The sequence below is a fragment of the Psychrosphaera haliotis genome (assembly GCF_039523615.1).
GTDB classification, from domain to species: domain Bacteria; phylum Pseudomonadota; class Gammaproteobacteria; order Enterobacterales; family Alteromonadaceae; genus Psychrosphaera; species Psychrosphaera haliotis.
Genome location: NZ_BAAAFQ010000001.1, coordinates 119,124 through 143,817, shown reverse-complemented (window position 1 = coordinate 143,817; position 24,694 = coordinate 119,124). Strand labels below are relative to the sequence as shown.

The following is a 24,694-nucleotide window of genomic DNA, read 5'->3' as shown; positions in this document are numbered from 1 at the left end:
ACCGATAATTAATCAACTCCGTTTAACTTCCAGCCTTTTTCAATTTGATCTTCTATTTCCTCTACGGTAAGCGGATAGGACAACAAAAATCCCTGTGCACTTTTACAATCCATCGTTTTCAATAAATCCAGTTCAATCTCTCGTTCTACACCTTCAGCAACGACATCCATCTCTAGTTGGTTTGCCAAAGATATACAAGATCTAACAATGCTTTGGCTGCGCTCATTCCCAGGCATAGATTGAATGAATTTTTTTGGAATTTTTAAGGCGTTAAATATTCCTTTATTGAGATATGTTAATGATGCTGAGCCTGTACCAAAATCGTCAATAGCAATTTTAAAACCCAAAGCCCTTAGCTTTCGAATTTTATGTTCTAATTGTTGCGAATCAGACTTGAATGACCTTTCTGTAATTTCCAGTAAAAACTGACTCGCTTTAAGTTTATGGGTTTCAATAATATCCATGACCCGTTGCGAGAAAGAAGGCGATAGAATAACCTGTGTCGACATATTAATAGCAATACAAAGCTCACTGTTTTTCTCAGCGCTGTAAAAACGTGAGAAGTTACGGCATGAAGCTTCTATTAGCCAAATAGTAACTTCTTCAATGAGCCCTGTGTCTTCTGCAACAGTTATTACTTCTAAAGGGTTTAAATCTCCTAATTCGGGATGTCTCCATCTTAGTAACGCTTCAAAAGTAACTATCTCACCACTATCAATATCAAACTGAGGTTGATACTTAACAAACATTTCTCCACTTCGCATTGCCAACTTGATATCGCTGGCCATTCTAAATTTTCTATTATTAGCTTCTGGTTCCGATTGACTAAATATCCATACGTTTTTGTTTAATTCCTTAGCTTGTTCAACAGCTAACTGCGCCTTATAAATAACGTCAGTTACTCCGTAGGGACTATCAATAAATGATGAGGCACCAACAACGAAGTTTAACTGTAGGGGTAACTCTGGTATTTCCATTTTTATAGGCTGACGCTCTGACACTTTTTTTAGGGCACTACTCAAAAGCATTTGGTCACTACTTGAGACTAAAAAGCTAAACACGCCGTCATTTAGCATGGCCACATTTGGCAAATAAGAATCGGAGTCAAAATCCACTAGCTGTAGATCTAAACTTAACCTTTGTTCGATATCGGTTAAGAATTTATAAACAACTTCCTTTAGTCTATCTTTTGGAATGTACGATTCTAATGATTCATAGTTGTTGATAGACACAGAAACGATAGAAAAATCAAAGTTTGTATTATTTGTGCTTAGCTCGAGCCCTTTCTGCTCCAATAAGTTTACATTTGGTAACTTGTAGTAAGGTTCATGGGATGCTTGATATAGACGTTCTGCTTCACTGTTCCTTAATCGCTCCGCCAAAGCCATAGATATTAAAACCATTTCGGTTAGCACGCCCATTAGTGAAGCGTGACGATTCCAAAAACTATACTCTGACACGCCCGCAAACATTAAGGAGCCTAAACCAGCACCAACAAATAGCGGCACCCACGAAATAATATAGTACTTAGTCCACTTAATACGCTCTTTAAATTTATAAAGCATCAACGCAATTGCGATTGTATAAGCAGCAATTAACAAGAAGAAAAATATAGAAGCTGCCGTAGACTCTTCTAAAAAAATGAATACAAAAGCAAAAAACGCCAAGGTGTAACTATAGATATTTGCTACTTTCACCCATATATAATCCTTTAGGTGATCTAGCTTTAAAAATCGTAATGCCAATTTAACCGAGAAAAAACTGACAAAACAACTGAGAACATTTATGTTTTTTGATAACCATTGATTTAACTCACCACCAATTATATAAGCGTTAAAACCATGCAATGCACCAAGCTGCACAAGGAAAAAACACACGTACCCAATGTAATACAAATATATTCGTTCATTGGCACCAGCAAAAAGGATTAAATTGTAAAGCGACATAAGTACGGAAATACCGATAAACGCTCCCCAAATTAAATATATGAACTGTTGATACTCTGAGAAGCTGTCGGATAGGAAAATAAGTACAGGTAAAAAAGCAGCGCCTGTCGTTTTGGATACAAAAACCAGTGTTTTAGTTTGCCCAGAAGGAACTCCAACTATAACGGATGGCATGGCTTTATTACTCTGACTTACATTTTTAGCGGTATCACCAAACTCTGCCAGTAATACATTTTGTACGTTGGTCACCTCAAAAACGCTTAACCTATCTATTGTAGGATTGTCAAAATGGACAACATAGCTTCTTGCCTCTTTTGATAGGTTTTCTATTTCGTATTTGTAATAAAACGTTCTATTGTCAAATCCCCAATTTAAGGTGCCAGTAAAGTCCTTGTAAGGTAAATCGAATAAGCTTAACTCTTTAAGTTGTTGATCTAAAAACGCCCCTTGTCCCTCATCTACATAATAAGACTTAGTAATAGAAGTTGTTAACTCACTGTCTCCTATTTGCAAACTATCAAGTTTATTAAACGATTGAGTCGTCGTTATTAAAAACGCGACAATAGGTGATAAAAATATAATCGTTAATAAATATTTGTTGAAACTCTTCAAAACTAAGTCCTATAAAATTTTATTACATTAAATGAATAAAAAACTTGCAGTGGTATAAAAAACCAACTAAATTACAACCACTGTTCATTTATCCAGTGGTTTTGAAAATGCTTAATAATCTTATAAACGAAAAAACAGAATATCAGTTTAACCCTTTGAATAATATTACTAAAAGTGACATTGGGCTAATACCTTTACTAAAGTTATATAGTACCCAAGCCGGTTGGATTTTACTTATTGCCCCTGATGGTCGCCCAACAAAAGAGTTTTTAACTCGCAATAGTATAGATGTTAATAAGGTAATTGTTTTTCAAAAGAAACATTGCCAAGACGTATTTTTTACTGCGAGCGAAGCAATTAAACATCACAATTGCTCAGCTATAATCTTTTGGGAAGACGCACTATCTCCAGAACAGCAAAAATCAATCTATTTAAAAGGGGCCGATTCGGAAGTAGCGATTCACGCTATAAAATCTGATAACATTGAGGGCGCACTGCAAGCTCATTAATTTGGGGTTGTTACTACTCAATTATAAGGCGTTAAATATTGTCATCCTGTTTGTGTAAATCTAAAGAAATCTCCTGCCCTTGTCAGGATATTATCTCTGCCAAGCGTAAAGCGGATAACCCGTTGCAATTAATGCGCTCTCGTTATGTTGCATTTGCTACTGGCGCTAGTGATTATTTATACCAAACAAGTTCTAACAAACTAAAGTTAGAGTTAACTGAACAAGATCTAGAAGCAGCGTGTATGAGTTGTCACTTTATAGGTCTTACAATTGTTGAAGCTACAGACACTACTGTAGAGTTTAAAGCGGATTTTATTGCAGACGGTTATTTACAACAAATACATGAACAATCATATTTTGTAATAGAAGATGAACATTGGAAATACGATAGTGGAGAGCTGTTTGATACGCCAATCATCAAAATAGAACGCAATGAACAATGCCCATGCGGTTCAGGTAAAAAATTTAAAAAGTGTCACTCAAAATAAAAGCCAGCACATGGCTGACTTTTACTAAGGTGAGTCTTGTACTATTGGGTTAAGAACGTTTTTGTTCTTGTTCCGCTAAATACAACCATGTTTCTAATACTGTATCTGGGTTTAAAGAAACAGAGTCAATACCCTCTTCTACTAACCAGTTTGCAAAGTCTTCATGATCTGAAGGCCCTTGACCACAAATACCTACGTATTTACCGGCCTTTTTCGCTGCTCTAATCGCCATAGATAATAAAGCTTTAACGGCTTCATTACGCTCATCAAATAAGTGTGCAATTAAACCTGAATCACGGTCTAAACCTAACGTCAGCTGTGTTAAATCGTTTGAACCAATTGAAAACCCATCAAAGTACTCTAGGAATTGGTCAGCCAACAATGCATTAGATGGCAACTCGCACATCATAATAACTCTAAGGCCATTTTCACCACGCTTTAAGCCATGTTCGTCTAGTAACTCAGCAACTTGTTTTGCTTCACCAACGGTTCTTACAAATGGGATCATTACTTCTACATTTGTTAGGCCCATTTCATTACGAACACGCTTCAATGCTTCACACTCAAGAGCAAAACAATCACGGAAGCTGTCAGAGATATATCGAGAAGCTCCTCGATAGCCAATCATTGGGTTTTCTTCGTCTGGTTCGTACTGCTCACCGCCAACTAAATTAGCGTATTCGTTTGATTTAAAATCAGACATACGAACGATAACTTTTTGAGGATAAAAAGCGGCTGCTAAAGTGGCAATGCCTTCTTTTAATTTGTTGATGTAAAACTCAACTGGTGAATCATAACCCGCAATCAATTCGTCGATTTCATCTTTAACGTCAGTTGGTTGCACATCATAGTTTAATAGTGCTTTAGGGTGCACACCAATCATACGGTTAATAATGAATTCTAAACGTGCTAAACCAATACCTGCGTGCGGTAACCTAGCAAAGTCAAATGCACGGTCAGGGTTACCTACGTTCATCATTACTTTTACTGGTAAGTCAGGCATTTCATCTACTTTTGAGGTTACCACTTCAAATGGTAAAACTTCTCCGTAAATGTAACCTGTGTCGCCTTCTGCACACGATACTGTTACTTCATCACCTGTGGTAATTAAAGAAGTTGCATCGCCACAACCTACTACAGCAGGAATTCCTAGTTCACGAGCAATGATTGCTGCGTGACAAGTACGCCCGCCACGGTTAGTCACAATCGCAGAAGCTCGCTTCATGATAGGTTCCCAATCTGGGTCAGTCATATCTGTAACTAGGACATCGCCAGGCTTGATTTGATCCATCTCAGCAATAGACTTAAGAACTTTAGCTTCACCCGAACCGACTTTATGACCAATAGCACGACCTGTACACTTAACAGTACCTCGGCGCTCTAATTGGAAAGTCTCTATTACATTCGCTTCTTCGTTACTACGAACGGTTTCCGGTCTAGCTTGAACAATATAAAGTTGGTTATCTAAACCGTCTTTGGCCCATTCAATATCCATTGGACGGCCGTAATGTTGCTCAATAATAACGGCTTGTTTTGCAAGCTCCATTACTTCTTCTTCTGTTAATGAAAACTCGTTTGCCTTGTTTACATCAACATCTTCAATTTTAACTTGCTTACCGTGCTCTTGAGTATCGGCATAAACCATTTGAATAGCTTTGCTACCCATAGTTTTTCTCACTACAGCTGGGCGCCCCGCTTTTAGTGTTGGTTTATGTACGTAAAACTCATCAGGATTTACTGCGCCTTGAACAACCATTTCGCCTAAACCAAATGCTGACGTTACAAATACAACGTCTTCAAAGCCTGATTCAGTGTCGATAGAGAACATAACACCTGAAGAAGAACGGTCAGAGCGAACCATGCGCTGAATGCCCGCTGATAATGCCACGCCTTTGTGGTCATAACCTTGGTGTACGCGATAAGAAATAGCTCGGTCATTAAACAAAGATGCAAAAACGTGCTTAACGGCAACTTTTACTGCGTCTAAGCCTTTTACATTAAGGAAAGTTTCTTGTTGACCGGCAAATGATGCATCTGGCATGTCTTCGGCAGTGGCAGAAGAACGAACCGCAAATGACGCTTGCTCGCCTAATTCACCTGCTAATTTTTCATAAGACTCTGCTAACGCTGATTCTAATGCAGGTGTAAACGGAGTCTCAATGATCCAGTTTCTAATTTGCTCACCTGCTTTTGTTAGTGCAGCAATATCATCTACATCTAACGTATCAAGGATGTTATGAATCCTTGCTTCTAAACCACTTTGTTCTAAAAATTCATTAAACGCGAAAGACGTTGTGGCAAATCCACCCGGCACTTTCACTCCAGCATTGGCGAGGTTACTGATCATTTCGCCTAATGACGCATTTTTACCGCCAACTTGGTTGACGTCGTTCATTCCTAATTCTTGATACCAGAGTACATATTCCTGCACGTGACATTCTCCACTAATTTTAATAAGTTTTGAGATAAAATAGAGTTCGAAGCCTATTTTGTTATATGATTTGTATTATTACAAAAAGACTTACAAACGCGAGCGCATTCTACACAACCAACCTCAATTGGTAAAATTTAAATGCACTTGAAAATTTATTACTACAAAGGACAACTATGACTCGCACTGCATTTTATGTTTCAGATGGCACCGCCATTACTGCTGAAACCATTGGCCATGCTACCTTGTCTCAATATGACTTTACGATAGAGCATATAACAGTGCCATTTATTGAAAGTGATGAAAAAGCTAATCTATTAAAAGAACAGATAAATAGACGTTTTAAAACTACAGGTCATCGCCCTTTTGTATTTCATACCTTTGTAGATAAGTCATTAGCTGAAAAAATTGCAGACTCTCATTCAATATGTTTTGACGTATTGGAACCATTTTCAAAAGTAATTAGCGATAAGCTAAACGTCCCAGCAAATCCCGTTAAGCATAGAACACACTCTATTAAAGAGCATAAATATGATGCTCGAATAGAAGCGATGAATTTTGCACTGACTAACGATGACGGCCAAACAACTGATAACTATAAAGATGCCGATGTAATATTGGTTGGGGTGTCTCGAAGTGGTAAAACACCTACCAGTATTTATTTAGCGCTCCAGTACGGAATTAAAGCTGCAAACTACCCTTTTACTGAAGATGACATGGAAGACTTTAAACTGTCTGCGGTTCTGAAAGAAAACAAACGTAAGATCTTTGGACTTACCATTGAACCAAATAGACTTGCTGCAATTAGAAATGAGCGTTATGCAAACAGTAAGTACGCTTCTCTAAGGCAGTGCAGAATGGAATTACGTGAAGTTGAGCGCATGTATAAAGGCAATAAAATACCTTTTATCAATACCACGCACTTTTCGGTTGAAGAGATATCGGCAAAAATAATTTCAGCAATGAAGTTAGCCCGACACAACCATTAATACGCCATACATTAAAGGCTGGTGAATAAGGTAAATGATAAGACTATGTTTGCCAGCCCAATTTAAAAACGAATTAAATTTAGATTGAGTGACATTTATATTTAGTAAGCTGCGACTAATAAAAACATTGCTCTGTATTACATAACCGAGCGCAATCCCCCACAACACAACACCAAACCAAGGAAATAATGGCGCGTAATCTAGCGCTGGGCGAACGTATTCAACCATTCCTACCCAATGTAACCAATTAGAATCAAACAGGTTTGTTTCAACAAAATGGCCTAGTGCAAAAATAGTGGTGCCAGCGATAGCACTTAGCTTAGGTCGATTTATGAATAACAGGCCTAACCAACTGGCTAGTAAAATAAGATGTAAAATACCAAACAAAGTGGCTTTTTGCGGAGCAATAAAATAAGAGGAAATTGTTACAACTGCACTGGCTAAACCTAATTGCAGAGTTCTTACTTTCATGTTTTTGACGTTTATTTTTTTGTAATGAACAAACTGTAAACTGAGGCCAACTAACAGTAAAAAACTTATCACAATAACGTAACGAAACGGTACCCAATAACCAGTACCAAATACCGTATCAATATAACCAAAAACATCTAGGTCGTAACATAGGTGATAAATCACCATTAACAAAATTGCGAAACCCCGAAACCAATCAATAACGGGATAACGCACATTGTTCATAACTTTATCTTGCGTCTTTAAGTGCATCTGTAATTAGAAAAGCGAGTTCCAATACTTGATCGGCATTCAAACGAGGGTCACATTGTGTTTCATAACGCTTGCTTAAATCAGCTTCACTTAAACCGTAAGCACCACCGGTACATTCTGTGACGTGTTGACCTGTCATTTCAAAGTGAACACCGCCAGCCCAAGTGCCTTCCGCTTTATGAACGCTAAAGAAGTCTTGAATTTCAGTTAGTACCGCATCAAAGTTACGTGTTTTATAACCGTTGCTGGCTTTAATTGTATTGCCATGCATTGGATCTGAACTCCATACAACATGACGACCTTCTTGCTTCACACGTTGCACAAGTGCTGGTAACTTCTTACCAATAACATCAGCGCCCATACGAGTAATCAAGGTTAAACGACCAGGTACGTTATTTGGGTTTAATGCATCAATTAGTTTAATAAGTTCATCAGGTTGCATACCTGGACCTACTTTAACGCCAATCGGGTTATTAATGCCTTTGAAAAACTCAATGTGTGCATGATCTAATTGACGCGTACGCTCACCAATCCAAACCATGTGCGCAGAGCAGTCGTACCATTTATCCGTTAAATGATCTTTACGCGTTAACGCTTGTTCGTAATTAAGAAGCAATGCCTCATGCGACGTAAACAGCTGCGTTTCTTTAATCATTGGCGTTGTTTCAGACGTAAGTCCAATAACTTGCATGAAATCCAGCGTTTCTTTCAACTGATCAGCTAAATGCTGGTATCGGTCTCTGTTCGGGTTTGACTCAACAAAGCTCATGTTCCAACGGTTTACTTGATGCAAGTCTGCTAGTCCACCTTGTGCAAAGGCTCTTAACAAATTCAGTGTTGATGCAGAGTGATGGTAAGCTGTCACTAAACGTTGAGGATCAGGTTCACGAGCTAACTCATTAAACTCAAAACTATTCACTATGTCGCCACGGTAACTTGGCAGTTTAACACCGTTAACTTCTTCTAAGTCCGACGAACGAGGTTTAGCATATTGACCTGCAACACGAGCAATCTTAGTTACCGGTACTTTACCACCGAAGGTAAGTACTACGGCCATTTGCAACATAACTTTAAATGTATCGCGAATATTTGTCGCACTAAAATCACTAAAGGATTCCGCGCAATCACCACCTTGTAGTAAAAATCCACGGCCATTAGCTACTTCGCCTAATTGACGATGTAATTCTCTAGTCTCTTCTGCAAAAACTAGAGGAGGAAACGAATGAATTTGAGCTTCTACATTTGCTAATAATTCTTTATCTTTATACGTTGGCTGTTGCTGTATTGGCAACGCTCTCCAACTTTCGGGAGTCCAATTGGTCACTTAATACCCTTAGTTTAATTAGGTTCGTTTTTAATTTGATGAAGAAGACCATCGCTTGCGTCTTCAATGAGGTCCAAAACAAATTCAAATCCGGCGGCACCACCATAGTATGGATCAGGTACTTCACTTTCGTCAGCGTACGTCTGACAAAACTCAGTCATTAACCTTACTTTAGGTTGGTACTCTTCTGGGCAGCGCTCTATTAAATCTGAAAAATTTGCGTTATCCATTGCTAGGATAAGGTCAAACTTTTCAAAGTCATGTTGCTCTACTTTTCTCGCGGAAATTTCTGTGAAGTCATATCCTCTATTTTCACCTACTTTTTGAGAACGACTATCAGGGCGTGCACCTTGATGATATGCCGCTGTGCCTGCGCTATCCACAGTTATATCAAACCCAGCGTTTTTAGATTTATGTCTAAAAACAGCATGAGCTGATGGTGAACGACAAATATTGCCTAAACACACGAAAAGTACAGAATTAATAGAAGCTAATGTCACTTAACAGATAACCTTGTTTGAAATTTAAACTAAGTGGTTTAACAAAAAACGTAGGACAAAAAGAAAAGGGTCAAAAGACATCTTACTTGCCAAACCTATGTCCCCATTAAGCCATACTGTAAGGAATATTTAAACTATTTCTGACAGGAAAATAGAGTGTATATACTAATAATTTATTATTTTTAGTTATTAGTCGCCAAATAACTCAAATCAACAGATTATTTCTAGCCATCAATAGTGTTTAAATAGATAATAAAGCACCCTATGCTATTCAGAAGTGCCTCAATGACCCAAGTAAAATCAAAACTGTTTGATTTAAATGAAACTCGACACCTTTTAAAGCTGGCCATTCCGCTTTTAATTACCCAAGTAATTACGGCATTAATGCTATTTACCGATACTGTTATTGCAAGTCAGTTAAGCCACGTTGATATGGCCTCAGTTTCCGTTGCAACTAGTTTGTGGGGACCTGTTGTTTTTTCTATCCAAGGACTGCTAATTGCCGTTACTCCGGTAGTAGCACAACTCCTAGGGGCTTCTGGCTCTAATAATGATACAAAACCACTTGTTTCAACGCTTTATCAGGGAATGTACCTCGCGTTAATTGTTTGCTTTTTTGTGGTACTAATTTATCAGTTTGTAAACGTACCGCTTGATAACCTAGATTTAGAACCTGAACTCCATGAAAAATCTTTAGGTTATTTGCAGTTTGCTATTTGGGGCATATTACCAACCTGTTTATTTTTTGTTTTCAGAAGCTTTTTTGAAGGCATAGGCTTAACTACTCCAGCTTTGATTACCGGCGTAATTGGTTTAATTCTTAACATTCCTCTCAATTATATTTTTGTTTTTGGTGAGTTTGGCATGCCACAACTTGGTGGAGCGGGCAGCGGATTAGCTACCGCCATCATTCAGTGGATAAGCTTTATTGTGCTTTTAATTTATTTACACAAAGGCAAAAAGCTTAAACCAATGAAAGTATTTAGCCGTTTTGAAAAACCAAATTTAGAAAAAATTAAAAGCCTGTCTCGAATCGGCTTACCTATTTTTGTATCACTTTTATTTGAAACTACCCTATTCGCATTTTCAGCGTTAGCGATTGCACCACTAGGCGCAATTGCTATTGCTGGTCACCAAGTTGCATTTAGCTACAGTAGCGTTGTATTTATGGCTCCGCTAAGTTTATCTATGGCGGCCACTATTCGCATTGGTTACTTAAAAGGTTTTGGCGATATAAATATGCTTAAACAGGCAATTAAAACATGCTTTGTTTTAGCCGCAGCATTTGGTTCATTTGTGATGCTAATAACTTATCTGTTCAGAGACTCAATCATTTCTATGTATACAGAGCAGCCTGAAGTAGTTGCCCTCGCCTCTAGTATTTTAATCATTACCGCTATATACCAATTACCAGACGCCGTTCAGGTAATGTGTGCTGGTATTTTTAAAGGATTAAAAATCACTAAGCCTCTGCTTTATATTACATTTATTGCCTACTGGCCGTTAGGTTTTGGACTTGGTTATATGCTTGGCAGAACCGACATACTCGTCCCAGCAATGGGGCCAGCCGGCTTTTGGTGGGGAATTGTATTAGGTTTAAGTGCCGCGTCAGTAATGTTCTTCTACTGGCTCAGAAAAACACTTAAACACCCAGATACGTTTTTACCTGATTAGGCCGTTTCCATTTGAAAGGTAAAAGCTAACGTTTTCCCAATAAAAAAGCCCGCTTTAAGCGGGCTTTTTACTATCTATAAAATTAGTCTTCTTCAGTAAGCGTCATCAATGATGTATTACCGCCAGAAGCCGTTGTATCAATACTCACTGTTTTCTCAGTCAACATACGCGAGATTAGGTTATCGTCATACTCAGCTTCGATTACAGGTAATATCGCACCAAAACGTCGAGCAAGTTGCTCTGCTACATAAGCAGTACGCTTTGATCTTGATTCGATTACAACACCGGCTAAATCTTCATGTGCCAATAGAGGTTCTAAGTGGCGAAGACGAGCAACCTGTAACACTCCCTTTTCAACACCTGTCGCTAGTAACTTTTCTCTGAACGCTTGAGCTTCCTCATAGAATAAGTCTGATACCACAGCAACAACTACATTACCCGTTGCCAGTGCAGTAACTACAGAAAGCGTCCAATAGTGGAAAGATACGTTTTTATCGGCGAAACAAACTAACGTACCACGAGGTTCATAGTACAGAGTATTTGATTCACCCGTTGGTCCAGGTAATTGAACTGGACGCTTCATCTTACGTTCAATGTTAATTAACTGATTGCGAGAAGCTCTTAACGTCTCTTCTAAGTCATCCGCTAAGTCTTCTACAATATCAACCGTTGCAATACTTGCTAACAACTGACGAACATAAGACAAACGTTGAACCAAATCAGTTAATCGCCACGTTTCTCTTGTTACTTTTGCTGTATCCATTAACTCACCAGCGGCATCAATAGACAGGTCGTCCGTCTCTAGCGCTGGATCTTCATCAGGATATTCAAAGTCATCTGGCGTTGCTTTTTCTATCATTAAACGAGGTAAGTAGTTTGGTCCGCCCGCTTTAGGTCCAGTACCTGATAAGCCTCGTCCACCAAACGGTTGAACACCAACTACTGCGCCAATCATGTTACGGTTTACGTATACGTTACCCGCTCGTGATAATCTTGCCAGCTCAAGTGTTCGCTCTTCAATTCTAGAATGTATGCCCATGGTTAAACCAAATCCAGTTGAGTTTATTTGCTCAATTACTTCATTGATTTGATCCGCTTTAAAACGAATAACATGCACACATGGACCAAAGACTTCTTTCTCTAACTGATTAATATTATCGATTTCGTATAAACGAGGGGCAAAGTAAGTTCCGTTTTGGCAGTCTTCACCAAGTACACCTTCAAAAACTAACTTACCTTTTGATTTCATTGACTCAGCATGACTGGTTAATGTTGAAAGCGCTTTTTCATCGATAACCGGGCCAACATCCGTTGATAACAAAGCGGGATCGCCAATGGACAATTCTTCTAATGCGCCTTTAATCATTCGGATTACGTTATCAGCAATATCTTCTTGAACAAACAGTACACGTAACGCCGAACAACGCTGGCCTGCACTTTGGAAACCAGACGCAATCACGTCATCAACAACCTGTTCAGGTAACGCTGTAGAGTCAACAATCATACAGTTTTGACCGCCCGTTTCAGCAATCAAAGGAACTTGCTCTCCGCCACGTTCAGCCAATATTTGTGAAATTAGAGTGCCTGTCTGTGTTGAACCAGTAAACATTACTGCTTTAACACGTTCATCAGGCAATAATGTACTGCCAACTTCTGGGCCTTTTGCGATAACAAGTTGCACTACACCTTCTTTAAGGCCAACTTGCTTCATTAATTCAATTGCTCTAATAGCAATTAAACTCGTTTGCTCAGCTGGTTTTGCTAGTACCGTATTACCGGTCACAATAGCAGCAACCACTTGGCCTAAGAATATTGCTAACGGGAAGTTCCAAGGGCTAATACAAACGATAACACCACGAGGTTCTAAGCGATTATCTTCTGCTAGTTCTTCAGCGCGGGCCGCATAATAACGACAAAAATCTACTGCTTCTCGAACTTCATCCACGCCATCCTTTGCTATTTTACCGGCCTCTTTAATACAAAGACCAATAAGCTCTTCCATATGTTCTTCAAGAATGTCTGCAGTTCGGCGTAATAATTCAGCACGCTCCGCAATTGGAGTTTGAGACCATGAGTTAAACGTCGAGTCAGCTTTTTCTAGCATACTTAACATGTCAGCAGGCTCTGCAAACTGATGGTAACCAACAACTTCATCATGATTTGCTGGGTTTAACACCGGATGTAGCGTTTTATTTGAAGCATCGGCTGTTGTAGATGCTTTCACGTCTGCTTGATTATTTTCAAACCAATTGACCAATGACTTTTTAAGTGTCACAAGCTCATTAATGTCTGTTAGATCTAGACCTTTCGAATTGTTTCTTTCTTTGCCAAATATTTGATGTGGCAAATTAATTTGTTCGTTGTAAATAGAAGACAAACGTTGCGTTCTTTCCATTGGGTCAAAGAGCAAGTCTTCTACTGGCTTATCAACATCAACTATCGCATTAACAAATGACGAGTTTGCGCCATTTTCTAAAAGACGTCTTACTAGGTAAGCAAGTAAGTCTTCGTGCACACCTACTGGTGCGTAAATACGACATTGAATTTGCTGTTCGCTTACAATTTGGTCGTAAAGGCTGTCGCCCATACCGTGTAAACATTGAAATTCAAAACCTTCTTTATCATCACCCGCCAGTTCCAAAATAGTAGAAGCGGTATAACCATTATGAGTGGCAAATTGTGGGTAAATGGTATCGCGATACTCTAATAGTTTATTTGCACATGCGTGGTATGAAACGTCTGTAGACGATTTACGAGTAAACACAGGGAAATGAGGTTCGCCATCGCGCTGTGCATTTTTTATTTCAGAATCCCAGTAAGCACCTTTAACTAAACGCACCATTAATTTGCGATTTGTTTTTAGCGTTATGCTGCGAAGCCATTCAATTACAAAAATTGCACGCTTTTGATAGGCTTGAACCGCAAGACCAAAACCATTCCAATTACCAAGATCATCATCAAGAAAAACAGCTTCAATGATGTCTAATGAAATGTCTAATCGCTCGGATTCTTCAGCATCAACTGTAAGGCCAATATCCCACTCTTTTGCCATCAATGTTAACGCTTTTAGCTTTGGTACAATTTCGTCTAACACTCGTTGGCGGTTACCAAATTCGTAACGCGGGTGAATTGCCGATAACTTTACTGAAATGCCTGGGCTCGTTCTTGGTCCACGACCTTTCGCTTTTCTACCAATAACTTTTATTGCATCTACATAGGCTTGGTAATATTTATCCGCATCTTCCATGTTACGAGCACCTTCGCCCAGCATGTCGTAGGAATATACGTAACCCTTTGTTTCTTTTTTCATGGCGCGTTCAGTAGCGTCTTCAATGTCTTCGCCCATCACGAACTGCTGACCCATGATTTTCATTGCAACTTTCATTGCTTTTCTAATCACAGGCTCACCAAACTTACCTACGGTTCTTTTTAATACACCATATTGCGCTTTAGTGCTGTCGCTAGAGTATTTAACCATACTACCGGTAAGTAACAGCCCCCAACTAGAAGCATTAACAAACAAAGACTCGCTGCCACCAATATGGCGACTCCAAGAGCCTTGGCCAATCTTATCTTGTATTAACTTATCTTGCGTTCCTTTGTCTGGCACTCGCAGTAAAGCTTCGGCCAAGCACATAAGTACAACGCCTTCTTCTGAAGACAATGAATATTCATTTAAGAGTGCATCTATGCCGCTGTTTTCCGTATTCTCTTTACGAATACGCACAACCATTTTACGTGCCCTTTCCCATGCTCTACTTCGAGCAGCAAGGCTGATCTCAGCCTCAGGTAGGATATACTTCATTGCCTCTTCTTCATCAATACGATAAAAGTCTCGAATTTTTTGACGAATTGGGCAATCTGTAATTAGGTTGTCGTTAAACAACATAGGCAAAATCCTCTTAAACAAATTATGAGCTACCTAAGTGGTAACTTCGAATGGCGCGCATTCTAATTGAAATAATAACTAACTGACTAATAAAATATATTGTGTCTCTACACTTAGTTTTACTTATCTATTTAATAAGTGATCACAGTGCATTAAATGAGCGATAACTGCAACCTTAGTCGCTTGAATTTAAGGTGACAACGTTGAGCACAAAAAAAACAAACTTTTGCTAAACGTTACAAACAATTATTTGGTTTAGATAGAAATAAATAAACTATTGGTGGAAGGTTGTTAGCTGGCCGTTCATCGTAAGCGACAAACAGCCAACAGAGTTTCCTATTAAGGAAGCTCTTCGCCCCTAGCTGATACATAAAGTTCGTACCACTGGTCACGAGACAACTCTATTTTAGTTGCCTGTGCTGCGGCTTTAATTCGGTCGATGTTTGTTGTACCAACCACAGGCATAACGTTCGCAGGATGTTTCATTAGCCACGCTAAAATAACGGCTTCAGTGGATGTTTCTTTTTCAGCTGCAATGCGGCATACTTTTTCCGCGGTTTGCTGTACAGCTTGGCTTTCATCATTCACATTACGTCCACTAAACAGCCCTTGACTCATGCTACCCCAGGCTTGAATTTGCACATCCTGAGATTGGCAATACTCAATAGTCCCTGTAGTAAAAGAATGACCAGGTGCATTGCCTACGTTATTTAGAATACTCTGTTCTAACCAATCTAATTTGCTTAAGCTCATCTCAAGTTGGTTTGCAACTAACGGCGACTTCATTTTGCTTTGTAATTGCTGCATTTGATTTGCTGACATATTAGAAACGCCAAGCTGACCTACTTTGCCTTGTTTTTGCAATTCAGAAAAAACCTCGGCGACTTCTTCAACATCCATCAATACGTCTGGTCTATGTAACAACAAAATAGGTAAATGCTCAATATTCAAACGCTCTAAAATGCCTTCTACACTAGAGCTTATCCACTCTTTTGAAAAGTCATAACGCTTAGGTGTAGTGCCGGCATCAAAACGAATGCCACACTTGGATTGCAGAACCATTTGCTCTTTAAGTTCTGGACGTGACTTTAATACTTCACCAAATACTTGTTCTGCTTTGCCAAAAGTATAAATGTCTGCGTGATCAAATAACTGGAACCCAGACTCTAATGCCCTATCTATAACTTCATTAGCCTGGCGTATGTCGTCTTTTGAAACTGGATTCTGATTCCAACCGCCACCTAGTCCCATACAACCGTATATAAGTGGATTAGTTACACCTAATTTTTGTAGCGCATTTGTAATTTTCATTTGATCCCTAATGTGTTCTTTAATTCGGTAGATTAACGCCAATAGCGAACGTATTTGCTGGCATCTCGATCTCTTTTGATTGGCGGCTCACACTCAGGTGTGCCTAAATATAGAAAGCCAATAATTTCATCTTCTTGATTTAAGTCAAAAGCATTACGAACGTTAATGTCGGTAGCAAAACTACCAGTACGCCAAATACCGTTAAAGCCCATGGCCTGTGCCGCCATTTGCATATTTTGAGTTGCACATCCTACTGTAGAGACCTGCTCAACACGTGGCACTTTTTCATGTTCTTGATAACGCATGATTGTGACAATGATCATAGGCGCTCTAGACGTCATTTTTTTTGATTTTTCAATTTTTTCGATACTAGAATCTGCTTTTATTGCAGCATCAGTAAAAATAGTTGTTAACTTATTTAAACCTTCCCCTTCACAAACAATGAAATCAAAAGGTGATAAATGAGCATGATCTGGGGCTCTTAGTCCAGCCTGAATGATTTGATCAAGTTGTTTTCCCGACGGTGCGGGTGCCGTAAGCTTTGAAAATGATGATCGGGTCAATAAAAGATCTAACGCCTGCATGTTCGATTCCTGTAATAAGCAATGGCGTTAGTTTACCGTGTTTACTCAAACTATCCCATACCCTTTTATATCAATAGTCTAGTGGCCTTGTTTAAAGATTTTTTTGCGCAATAAGTGATCAACACTGGTATAGCGACCGCCACCGGTAAAAATCAAAACAAAAACCATAATAAAATAGGTCGCTGCGAATTCTATGCCGTTATTTAAAATAGTGATGGAGCCAGAACTGGTGAGCCATTCATAATTACCATACTCTTTTAGAATTGAGATTGCCGCTTGCTTCTTTTCAACGGCGTCTAAAACTTGTTCATTCAGCAAAATAGTACCGTCCGCCAACCAACTAGTGGCATCGGATAACGCTAACCAACCATTTTCAGCATGTGCTGTTATCGCAGCAACAACCATGGTAAAAGCCAATGGAATTGATATTAAACGAGTAAAAAGCCCAATTAATAAAAGGAAACCGCCTACTAACTCGGTACTCGCGGCTAACAAGGCTAATACTTCAGGAAAAGGCAGTCCTAAGCCCCAATCTGGATTACCAAACCAGGCTGATGTTCCTTCAAAATTTTGGAATTTTGTCCAGCCAGCTTGGATAAAAATGGGCGCTAAATATAAACGCAGTAAAAGTGGCGCTATTCCATCCAAGTAGTTTAATTTTTTTGTTGCTTGGTCATATAGTGAAACTACTGACATTGAGAGTATCCCTTTATAGTTCTTTGAATTATATTTATAGACAGGCAAACAAGGAATAAACTTACAAAGTCATGACTGAACTTTCGAAAGAAGAGCGTTTAAAGAGAGCTCGAAATAAAATGCGCTTAATGCGTCGCCAAATAGACGACGCCAAACAAAAGCAGCTAAAACTTAAGAATTTAGTTCGAGTTTATGTGTCTCAACGACAAGACGTTAGCGTAGCTGTTATTAAAGGTTGGTTAGATCAGTAGGTAAACTGTATCTCAGATGCTGAAAGAACCGACAAGTTATAACGTCCCTGCTTGGTTCAATATGTAAAGCCTCAGTTAAACTTGAAATAGCGTTGTGTACTCTTTTGACAAAAGGTGCATAACTTGATTGGAAATCATCATCTGACTTCGCCGAAATTACAATCTGAATGTAGTCCACCAGCATTTTAGAGTCGAACAAACACAGATAACGGTGATCTTTAACATTACTGTCAAATCCGAGTTTTACAATTTCATCGGACTCAAGTTCAAATTCTTCATCGTTGATACTGATAAATGGCTGTTTGCCATTGGCAACGATTGCAGCGTGATTAAGTGACTGCGCTTCTAATGCATTTTTAATAGAATTAGATAACTGGTTATATAAACTCGAATACTCAAAACCCAATTGGCTATTTTCAAACTTATTGGCAAGTTCAATGTTGATTGGCATTTTAACAACCACAAAATGATTAGATTTGTGAACTTTTGGGATTATAAGCCCCTGTTGATTATAACGAGTAACAACAGACCTAAAACCATGAGTCACCGTTTGCTTATGGCCTTTTTCTGGGGCAAATAAATCATAGGTAATGTGTTGAAAGTCCCTTAATTTAAATAACTCAACGGCTACATCAATGTCACTAGCAAAGTCTGCCAATAACGCAGTTACTTTACTATGCAGGTTTACCGCTTGACTACGAATGTCATTTCCCGACGCCAATACAACAAACACAATTTTACTAACTTTAGTATCAGGCTCTATATAGCTATGGAAACCAAAGTATTGAGTTGGCGAATATGAAACTAAACACTGCATGTCTGTCATAAGCACGTTATTTTCTTCCCCGTACCTAACCTTCACAAGCTTGTTGTTCGCAACAAATAGACCATTTCTAATTCCATATTCTTTACAACATTGAAAAAAGCGATTTTTCAGCTCAATCAAACCAACATTGTTTATATCATTTGATATTGCGCTAGTGGGTATTTCTAACAAAAAATACTGATTTTCACGGCTGTTTGATGGTAGGTATAGTTTTTGCGACTGGCTCTTTTTATATCGTGATGAATGTCTTCTATTTAATATTGGCATGACTAAGCTACCCAAGTTGATTAAGTTAAAAAATAAAACAGATTGGTATATTTTCTGCTCTAAAATGTACGCGAATTTCTTTAAGCTTTAGTGACTAAGATATGACTAATATATTAAAACTTTTTTGAATCCAGCCTATTATTCATTGCTATAATTACCATTTAGACTAAAATCCGCGACCCATTTATCGCCTTTACAAAATAGAGCCCTGTATGCCTGCAATTATTATTAGAAATGAACGTGTCAAAGCCGTAACTCGTAAACACCCTTGGATATTCTCTAAAGGGGTTAAAAAAGTAGTAGATAACCCTAAACTAGGCGAAACTATTGATATAAAAGACGAAGACGGCAACTGGCTAGCAACAGGCTCTTATTCTCCTCATTCACAAATTAGAGCTCGTATATGGAGTTTTAATGAAGGTGATACGATTGATCACGACTTTTTTGTAGCGCGTATCGAGCGTGCAAAAGCTATTCGCGCTGACATCATTGAAAAAGGTCAGTTAACAGGTTATCGCCTTTTAGCCGCTGAAAATGATGGTTTACCTGGTGTAACCGTTGACGTTTTTGATACGACGATTGTGATTCAATTGGTAAGTGCAGGCGCAGAGTTCCAACGAGACAATATTATTTCAGCATTAAAACAGGTGTTCCCTGATTTCACTATTTACGAACGTTCTGATGCAGATGTACGTGGTAAAGAAGGCATCAAAAAAACACGTGGTTTAATTCATGGTGAACTACCTGAAGATGTAATAATTTCAGAAAACGGCATTAAAGCGTACGTTGATGTTGAACAAGGCCATAAAACGGGCTTTTACCTTGACCAACGTGACAACAGAGCATTGTTAGAAACCTATGTTAAAGACAAGTCTGTTTTAAACTGCTTCAGTTATACAGGTACTTTCGGTTTATATGCGCTTCGTGGTGGTGCTACAAGTGTTACTCAAGTTGACCTTTCTGCAGAAGCATTAGCAATAGCTGAACGTAATGTAGAGCTTAATGGCTTTGATAACTCTAAAGTTGAATATGTTCGTCACGACGTATTTAAGTTGCTTCGTAAGTATAAAGAAGATGGTAAGAAGTTTGATGTGATTGTAATGGACCCACCAAAGTTTGCTGAGTCTAAAGCGCAGTTAACCGGTGCATGTCGTGGTTATAAAGACATTAACCGTATTGCTATGGAGCTATTAAACCCAGGCGGTCACTTATTAACGTTCTCATGTTCTGGTCTTATGGAAACGAACCTTTTCCAAAAGGTTGTTGCTGATGCTGCTCTCGATGCAAATCGCGATGTTTTCTTTAAAGAGAAGTTAAACCAAGCCCACGACCACATTATTGCAAGTACATACCCTGAAGGTTTTTACTTAAAAGGTTTTGTTTGCCAAGTATTCTAAGTTATTGGCGCCATATTGTTATCTGATATGGCGCGTCTTTCTTTTCACTTTATTATAAACTCTAACTCGATTTATAAAATCTCACTTAGATTTCTGTGTTCGTTTTCTCAACTCTCTTCTAGATCAAAGAAAAGCTGATGATTATCAGAAGTAATTAAGCTATACCCTTTTAATGTTCCATCCTCATTTAATTCCACTAAACCTGCCGCTGATTGTGTATGCAAATTTCTTTGTTTAAAACGGCTTGCCTGCGCTTTTAATGGGTGATGTTCAATTTCCAACTTTCTTCGTTTGGTAAAAAGGTTTAGCAGACTGTGCGGTGAATAAAGAAACCTGTCTATATAATCAAAGAACTTAAGTAAGCCTGGTGGAAATTGATTTTTGAAACCACTGCAGGTCAACTGCCAAATTTTATCGGTGTCGGAGCTAAATCGCCTCTCGGCTGAAAAACAAAAAGAGTAATGAACATCACCAGACATAATAATAACTTCGTCTGGCGCGTTGTCATGACGTAACATATTCATTAACTTTTTAGCGGAGCCTTGATGGGCCATCCAATTCTCAACGTCCACCAGCAGTTCCTTACCCACTAGAGCACAAGCTTTTTGAACCACTTCTATGGCCTTTACGCCAAAAACTGGGGCCGGTGAAACTAATAACATGGAGGTTTGCGGCTCAAATAGTTGTCTCTCCAACTCTTCTAAGTATTTAAAGTCCATAAGACCACTTGGATTTTTAGCTGATGTTTCTGAGCGCCAACGGTGCGTCCGTGTGTCTAAGACCACTATTTTAGGTTGGCTTTGTACTTCGTAGTGCCAGTCATTAAAATCATACAGGCTTTCAGTAAACTTATTGTCGGCAAAATCCCCCGTCATGGATAACTGTTTCATGGTGTTTATAAGCGGTTGATGATTATCTGGGTTGTTGCCCCAGCCTTGGAATACCGTGTACGACAACAAAGCATCTCGGATCATTTGACGAGTTATTAAATGCCCATAGACATGCTCTTCCCAATCAACACTTAAATTCCAATCATCGGTAACGTCATGATCATCAAATATCATCATGGTTGGGGTATTTGCCAATGCATATTCAAAGTCAGGCAGTGTTTCTATAAAGCCTTTTAATGCTTGCCAGTCATTTTGATAAGCGACTTTAAGCTGACCATGCACTTTCTCTTCTGCTTTTTCCACGTCGTCCGTAACAAAACTCCAGACGCTTGAAGACCAAGTTAATAAATAAACGGCAAAAAACTCATCAAGTCCTATTAAGTGATTATCATGAAATCGAGAAGAAATGATGTCAGTGCCATGCCAAAATTCAGACCAGCGACTTTGATCTTCTTTTTTAGGAAACAATTGGCTTCGATTATTCAATGAATATCGCCAGTCAAGTTGCTGCTTTGATACATTCCCTAGCTCATGCTCCGCTGAAAATAATCCAAGCTTTTTAGATAACGCTTGCGCGGCTACTAACATAGGTGCAGACACGTCATCGGCATATACCTGATCGCCCGTCATCAATAAGTAATCTGGACGCGCATCAAAATCTTCTTTAATTTTATCCGCAATACCATTAAAAGCATCTACCGATGGATGATCGGGTTTACGACAGGAACCTTGTATTACAGAAGAGATGGTTTCGTTAACCTTAAAATGTCCTAAGACTTCGCCACTAGGCTTTACGTTAGGTACATTGTTAAGGATAGTATATGAGTGCTCAGTAGAGAGCGCCCAATGTTCTGCCATTGGTCTGATATTAATAAGGTAGGCAAAGCACTTTTCGCCCAACTGGACAAAGTCTAGGGCTTGCTGAATATCGACCTTGTTGGATAAGGCCTTAACTTCTAATTGATAATCATGCAATCCATCGGCAACAAACCAAATATTAGCTTGATGTTTGTCTACGAGTCTTAGAAATGGACCACATAAAATGGTTGGTGGGTGTATAGCCACAAATGTCTCAACTTCGATCAAATAAATTACTATAACCCCATACTATGGCTAGGATTGGTAATTTATTCAACCGATTACAAGATTTTGTCGATGGTTATAATGTTACACAAAGTGTCCGGATTGATAATCTTTAAGCGCCGTATCTATTTCAGACATTTTATTCATCACAAATGGACCATATTGCACTATTGGCTCACCTATTGGTTTAGCTGCCAACAATAAAAAGCCGGCTTCACTCTCCTCACTAATGCCTACGTGAGAACCAATGTGTCTGCCTGAGTGAGTTTGAGTGCTAAAGTTAGTGTCAGTGTGGTCATTTTTGATGTTAATAACTTCACCTTCTGACAATACCGCAACTTGTTTAGCTGCAACCTTACTACCATTGACCGTTATCTCACCTTGATAAACATAAATGAAACCGCGCTTTTCATCTAGGATACTTGTCTCTAGAACTCCTGAGGCTAATGTTATGTCATAAATCTCAGCTTGAATATCATCTCGCACAACCGGGCCTATTTCACCTTCGCCGTTAAATTGACCTGCTATGACTTTTACTTGCCCTTTTCCCTTTATAGCTGGCGATTCACTAATGACCGGAATATTTTCTTTCGGAATATCGATATAGCGAGGAGCTTGAAGCTTGTCTTTACTTGGTAAATTTAACCAAAGTTGGAATCCGAATAACATGCCAGAGTCTTGTTTTGGGGTTTCAGAATGAACAATGCCCTTGCCTGCCGTCATATACTGAACGCCACCAGAGGTAATTAAACCATGTCCACCCGTTGAGTCATTATGCTCCATGCTACCTTGAACCATGTATGACAATGTCTCAAACCCTTTATGAGGATGTGGTGGAAAACCCGCAATATAATCATCTGGGTTATCCGAGCGTATTTCATCAAGCATTAAAAAAGGGTCTAGGTTCCTAAGCGCAGGTTGCCCTATAACTCTAGTTAGGTTTACCCCAGCACCGTCCTGAGTCGGCATCCCGTTCATTATTTTCGACACTTGTTTGTTCATACTGTTCTCACACTTTAAAAATAAAGATGCAGGTTAGCTGCATTTACGATGTCAGTAGTATTGGGCTTCTACAAATTTAAGTAAATTGCTAAATGTGATTGTAAGTATTCTAAAATATCGAAAGGTTATTTTGTTTGTCTATTTTAAAAAAACTTGTCTATCTTTATATACATAGAGAAACAAACTATATGTAGGTTTATGTTAGAAGATAAATCAAACCCTAAGCGTTGCTCCTTTACCTCTACCGAAGGTGAGTCTTGCAATGAGCTAGATATAGGAAATGGCTTTTGTTTTTGGCACGATAAAACCATAGATAAAACAGGCATGAAATTAGCGCTAAAACTTGAAGAGTTTGTAGCTGCTGGTGGCGTTACTCAAGGGGTTTGTTTAAAAAAAGCCGATTTGGAGAATGTTAGGCTCGTTCGCTACGGGCACTCCACAGGTTATGACTTTCGAAATGCAGACTTTTATCGCGCAAACCTACGCAATGCTCATTTGTTTAACGCAAACTGCTCCGGTGCCTCTTTTATGAAAGCCCAATTAAAAGACGCTGATTTGCACTGTGCAGAATTATTTAATTGTAACTTACTTGGCGTAAAGTTAAGTGGCGCCAGGTTAGACAATGTGAGTTTAGGCTCATATGTATATCAAGAGTCAATCGCCAGACAAGCTGATCGTGAAGGAAACCATACTAAAGCAGCTGACTTTTATGAGCAGTCAGAAGAAATTTATCGTGCTTTTAGAAAAGCAGCTAGTGACAATGGTTTAATGAACTTATCAGGGCAATTTGCCTATAAAGAGTCGACGATGATACGCAAACAGAAGCCTCGCTATTCTGCCGAGCGCATCAGTTCAAAACTCGTAGACTTATTTTGCGGCTATGGTGAAAAGCCTCGTAACGTTATCGCGTTTTCCGTGTGGTTTATTCTTTTTTGTGCCTGTTTTTACTTTACCATGGGCGTTGAATCTAATTATGGCCCTATAGGTTTTGACTCAAACCACACTTTTTATGAAAATTTAAGCCACTTTGGATCGTCTATTTATTTTAGTGTTGTTACCTTTACTACACTTGGTTACGGAGACATCCATCCTATTGGTATAGCTAGAGCGGTAGCTACTTTTGAAGCATTTATTGGTAGTTTTGCGTTGGCACTTTATGTGGTGGTTTTCGTTAAAAAAACCAGTCGTTAAAAATTAATATAAATATTTTCCTATTTTAGTGAAACTTTTATGGCAAACCTCGGTCTTAATATATGGATAGCATTGGCATCTTGAGACCGTGTTAATGTTATTTCTTCATTA

19 protein-coding genes are annotated in these 24,694 nt (G+C 38.8%); 7 read left to right on the top strand and 12 right to left on the bottom strand.

Annotated elements, in window-relative coordinates; genetic code table 11:
* Positions 1-8: 8 nt before the first annotated feature.
* Positions 9-2,558: an EAL domain-containing protein gene (locus ABD009_RS00600; RefSeq protein WP_343822017.1), complete on the bottom strand. Its 2,550-nt coding sequence runs from the start codon at positions 2,556-2,558 to the stop codon at positions 9-11.
* A 107-nt stretch (positions 2,559-2,665) separates the two neighbouring features.
* Between ABD009_RS00600 and ABD009_RS00595 the strand changes: the two genes are divergently transcribed.
* Positions 2,666-3,067 (top strand): SulA-like leucine-rich domain-containing protein, encoded by a 402-nt coding sequence (locus ABD009_RS00595; RefSeq protein WP_343822015.1) that lies wholly within the window; start codon positions 2,666-2,668, stop codon positions 3,065-3,067.
* 38 nt (positions 3,068-3,105) lie between these two features.
* Entirely contained in the window at positions 3,106-3,555 is a 450-nt protein-coding gene (locus ABD009_RS00590; protein ID WP_343822013.1) for a YchJ family protein, read from the top strand.
* Between the two features lie 49 nt (positions 3,556-3,604).
* Here ABD009_RS00590 and ppsA read toward each other — a convergent pair whose 3' ends face one another.
* Positions 3,605-5,986: a phosphoenolpyruvate synthase gene (gene ppsA, locus ABD009_RS00585; RefSeq protein ID WP_343822011.1), complete on the bottom strand. Its 2,382-nt coding sequence runs from the start codon at positions 5,984-5,986 to the stop codon at positions 3,605-3,607.
* A gap of 176 nt (positions 5,987-6,162) precedes the next feature.
* Between ppsA and ppsR the strand changes: the two genes are divergently transcribed.
* Positions 6,163-6,975: a posphoenolpyruvate synthetase regulatory kinase/phosphorylase PpsR gene (gene ppsR, locus ABD009_RS00580; RefSeq protein WP_155693410.1), complete on the top strand. Its 813-nt coding sequence runs from the start codon at positions 6,163-6,165 to the stop codon at positions 6,973-6,975.
* Here ppsR and ABD009_RS00575 read toward each other — a convergent pair.
* Genes ABD009_RS00575 through ABD009_RS00565 form a run of 3 tightly spaced genes read right to left on the bottom strand, consistent with a single transcriptional unit; the run spans position 6,955 to position 9,522 of the window.
* The gene (locus ABD009_RS00575) at positions 6,955-7,671 is read right to left on the bottom strand and encodes a heparan-alpha-glucosaminide N-acetyltransferase (protein ID WP_343822006.1); all 717 of its coding nucleotides are present in this window, start codon (positions 7,669-7,671) and stop codon (positions 6,955-6,957) included. The two genes, ppsR and ABD009_RS00575, sit on opposite strands and share 21 nt — an antisense overlap.
* 4 nt (positions 7,672-7,675) lie before the next feature.
* Entirely contained in the window at positions 7,676-9,022 is a 1,347-nt protein-coding gene (locus tag ABD009_RS00570) for a class II 3-deoxy-7-phosphoheptulonate synthase (RefSeq protein ID WP_343822004.1), read from the bottom strand.
* Between the two features lie 14 nt (positions 9,023-9,036).
* The gene (locus tag ABD009_RS00565) at positions 9,037-9,522 is read right to left on the bottom strand and encodes a low molecular weight protein-tyrosine-phosphatase (protein ID WP_330997649.1); all 486 of its coding nucleotides are present in this window, start codon (positions 9,520-9,522) and stop codon (positions 9,037-9,039) included.
* A gap of 285 nt (positions 9,523-9,807) precedes the next feature.
* Between ABD009_RS00565 and ABD009_RS00560 the strand changes: the two genes are divergently transcribed.
* Positions 9,808-11,196 carry an MATE family efflux transporter gene (locus ABD009_RS00560; RefSeq protein ID WP_343821998.1) on the top strand — a complete coding sequence of 463 codons (1,389 nt, stop codon included), beginning with the start codon at positions 9,808-9,810 and terminating at the stop codon, positions 11,194-11,196.
* Positions 11,197-11,278: 82 nt separating this feature from the next.
* Here the strand turns inward: ABD009_RS00560 and putA are convergent, their stop codons facing one another.
* From putA to ABD009_RS00540, 4 genes are all read right to left on the bottom strand, one after another.
* A complete protein-coding gene (gene putA, locus ABD009_RS00555; protein ID WP_343821995.1) occupies positions 11,279-15,085 on the bottom strand; it encodes a bifunctional proline dehydrogenase/L-glutamate gamma-semialdehyde dehydrogenase PutA in 3,807 nt (1,268 codons plus the stop codon).
* Between the two features lie 339 nt (positions 15,086-15,424).
* Complete coding sequence (locus ABD009_RS00550; RefSeq protein ID WP_343821993.1) at positions 15,425-16,396, bottom strand: aldo/keto reductase; 972 nt, start codon at positions 16,394-16,396, stop codon at positions 15,425-15,427.
* Between the two features lie 32 nt (positions 16,397-16,428).
* Complete coding sequence (locus ABD009_RS00545) at positions 16,429-16,980, bottom strand: NAD(P)H nitroreductase (protein WP_343821990.1); 552 nt, start codon at positions 16,978-16,980, stop codon at positions 16,429-16,431.
* A gap of 78 nt (positions 16,981-17,058) precedes the next feature.
* Entirely contained in the window at positions 17,059-17,676 is a 618-nt protein-coding gene (locus ABD009_RS00540) for an HvfX family Cu-binding RiPP maturation protein (protein WP_343821987.1), read from the bottom strand.
* 71 nt (positions 17,677-17,747) lie between these two features.
* On the opposite strand from ABD009_RS00540, the gene ABD009_RS00535 reads away from it, so the two are divergent.
* The gene (locus ABD009_RS00535) at positions 17,748-17,927 is read left to right on the top strand and encodes a hypothetical protein (protein ID WP_343821985.1); all 180 of its coding nucleotides are present in this window, start codon (positions 17,748-17,750) and stop codon (positions 17,925-17,927) included.
* On the opposite strand, the gene ABD009_RS00530 is transcribed toward ABD009_RS00535, so the two are convergent.
* Positions 17,905-19,020, bottom strand: coding sequence for a DUF3083 family protein (locus ABD009_RS00530; protein ID WP_343821983.1), 1,116 nt, complete (start codon positions 19,018-19,020; stop codon positions 17,905-17,907). The genes ABD009_RS00535 and ABD009_RS00530 overlap by 23 nt on opposite strands.
* Before the next feature lie 212 nt (positions 19,021-19,232).
* Here ABD009_RS00530 and ABD009_RS00525 point away from each other — a divergent pair, with 212 nt between their 5' ends.
* Positions 19,233-20,417 carry a class I SAM-dependent methyltransferase gene (locus ABD009_RS00525; protein ID WP_343821980.1) on the top strand — a complete coding sequence of 395 codons (1,185 nt, stop codon included), beginning with the start codon at positions 19,233-19,235 and terminating at the stop codon, positions 20,415-20,417.
* A 107-nt stretch (positions 20,418-20,524) separates the two neighbouring features.
* Here ABD009_RS00525 and ABD009_RS00520 read toward each other — a convergent pair whose 3' ends face one another.
* Positions 20,525-22,372, bottom strand: coding sequence for a metallophosphoesterase family protein (locus tag ABD009_RS00520; protein WP_343821976.1), 1,848 nt, complete (start codon positions 22,370-22,372; stop codon positions 20,525-20,527).
* A 102-nt stretch (positions 22,373-22,474) separates the two neighbouring features.
* Entirely contained in the window at positions 22,475-23,392 is a 918-nt protein-coding gene (locus ABD009_RS00515; RefSeq protein ID WP_343821974.1) for a pirin family protein, read from the bottom strand.
* 198 nt (positions 23,393-23,590) lie between these two features.
* Here ABD009_RS00515 and ABD009_RS00510 point away from each other — a divergent pair, with 198 nt between their 5' ends.
* Positions 23,591-24,583, top strand: a complete 993-nt coding sequence (locus ABD009_RS00510) for an ion channel (protein ID WP_343821972.1) — start codon at positions 23,591-23,593, stop codon at positions 24,581-24,583.
* Positions 24,584-24,694: the final 111 nt, after the last annotated feature.

What these genes read in the sequence shown, in the direction of transcription:
- ABD009_RS00560 (WP_343821998.1), top strand. Translation starts at nt 9,808, where the DNA reads ATGACCCAAGTAAAATCAAAACTGTTTGATTTAAATGAAACTCGACAC.
- ABD009_RS00550 (WP_343821993.1), bottom strand. Translation starts at nt 16,396, where the DNA reads ATGAAAATTACAAATGCGCTACAAAAATTAGGTGTAACTAATCCACTT.
- ABD009_RS00595 (WP_343822015.1), top strand. Translation starts at nt 2,666, where the DNA reads ATGCTTAATAATCTTATAAACGAAAAAACAGAATATCAGTTTAACCCT.
- putA (WP_343821995.1), bottom strand. Translation starts at nt 15,085, where the DNA reads ATGTTGTTTAACGACAACCTAATTACAGATTGCCCAATTCGTCAAAAA.
- ABD009_RS00540 (WP_343821987.1), bottom strand. Translation starts at nt 17,676, where the DNA reads ATGTCAGTAGTTTCACTATATGACCAAGCAACAAAAAAATTAAACTAC.
- ABD009_RS00510 (WP_343821972.1), top strand. Translation starts at nt 23,591, where the DNA reads ATGTTAGAAGATAAATCAAACCCTAAGCGTTGCTCCTTTACCTCTACC.
- ppsR (WP_155693410.1), top strand. Translation starts at nt 6,163, where the DNA reads ATGACTCGCACTGCATTTTATGTTTCAGATGGCACCGCCATTACTGCT.
- ABD009_RS00575 (WP_343822006.1), bottom strand. Translation starts at nt 7,671, where the DNA reads ATGAACAATGTGCGTTATCCCGTTATTGATTGGTTTCGGGGTTTCGCA.
- ABD009_RS00545 (WP_343821990.1), bottom strand. Translation starts at nt 16,980, where the DNA reads ATGCAGGCGTTAGATCTTTTATTGACCCGATCATCATTTTCAAAGCTT.
- ABD009_RS00515 (WP_343821974.1), bottom strand. Translation starts at nt 23,392, where the DNA reads ATGAACAAACAAGTGTCGAAAATAATGAACGGGATGCCGACTCAGGAC.
- ABD009_RS00535 (WP_343821985.1), top strand. Translation starts at nt 17,748, where the DNA reads ATGACTGAACTTTCGAAAGAAGAGCGTTTAAAGAGAGCTCGAAATAAA.
- ABD009_RS00530 (WP_343821983.1), bottom strand. Translation starts at nt 19,020, where the DNA reads ATGCCAATATTAAATAGAAGACATTCATCACGATATAAAAAGAGCCAG.
- ABD009_RS00525 (WP_343821980.1), top strand. Translation starts at nt 19,233, where the DNA reads ATGCCTGCAATTATTATTAGAAATGAACGTGTCAAAGCCGTAACTCGT.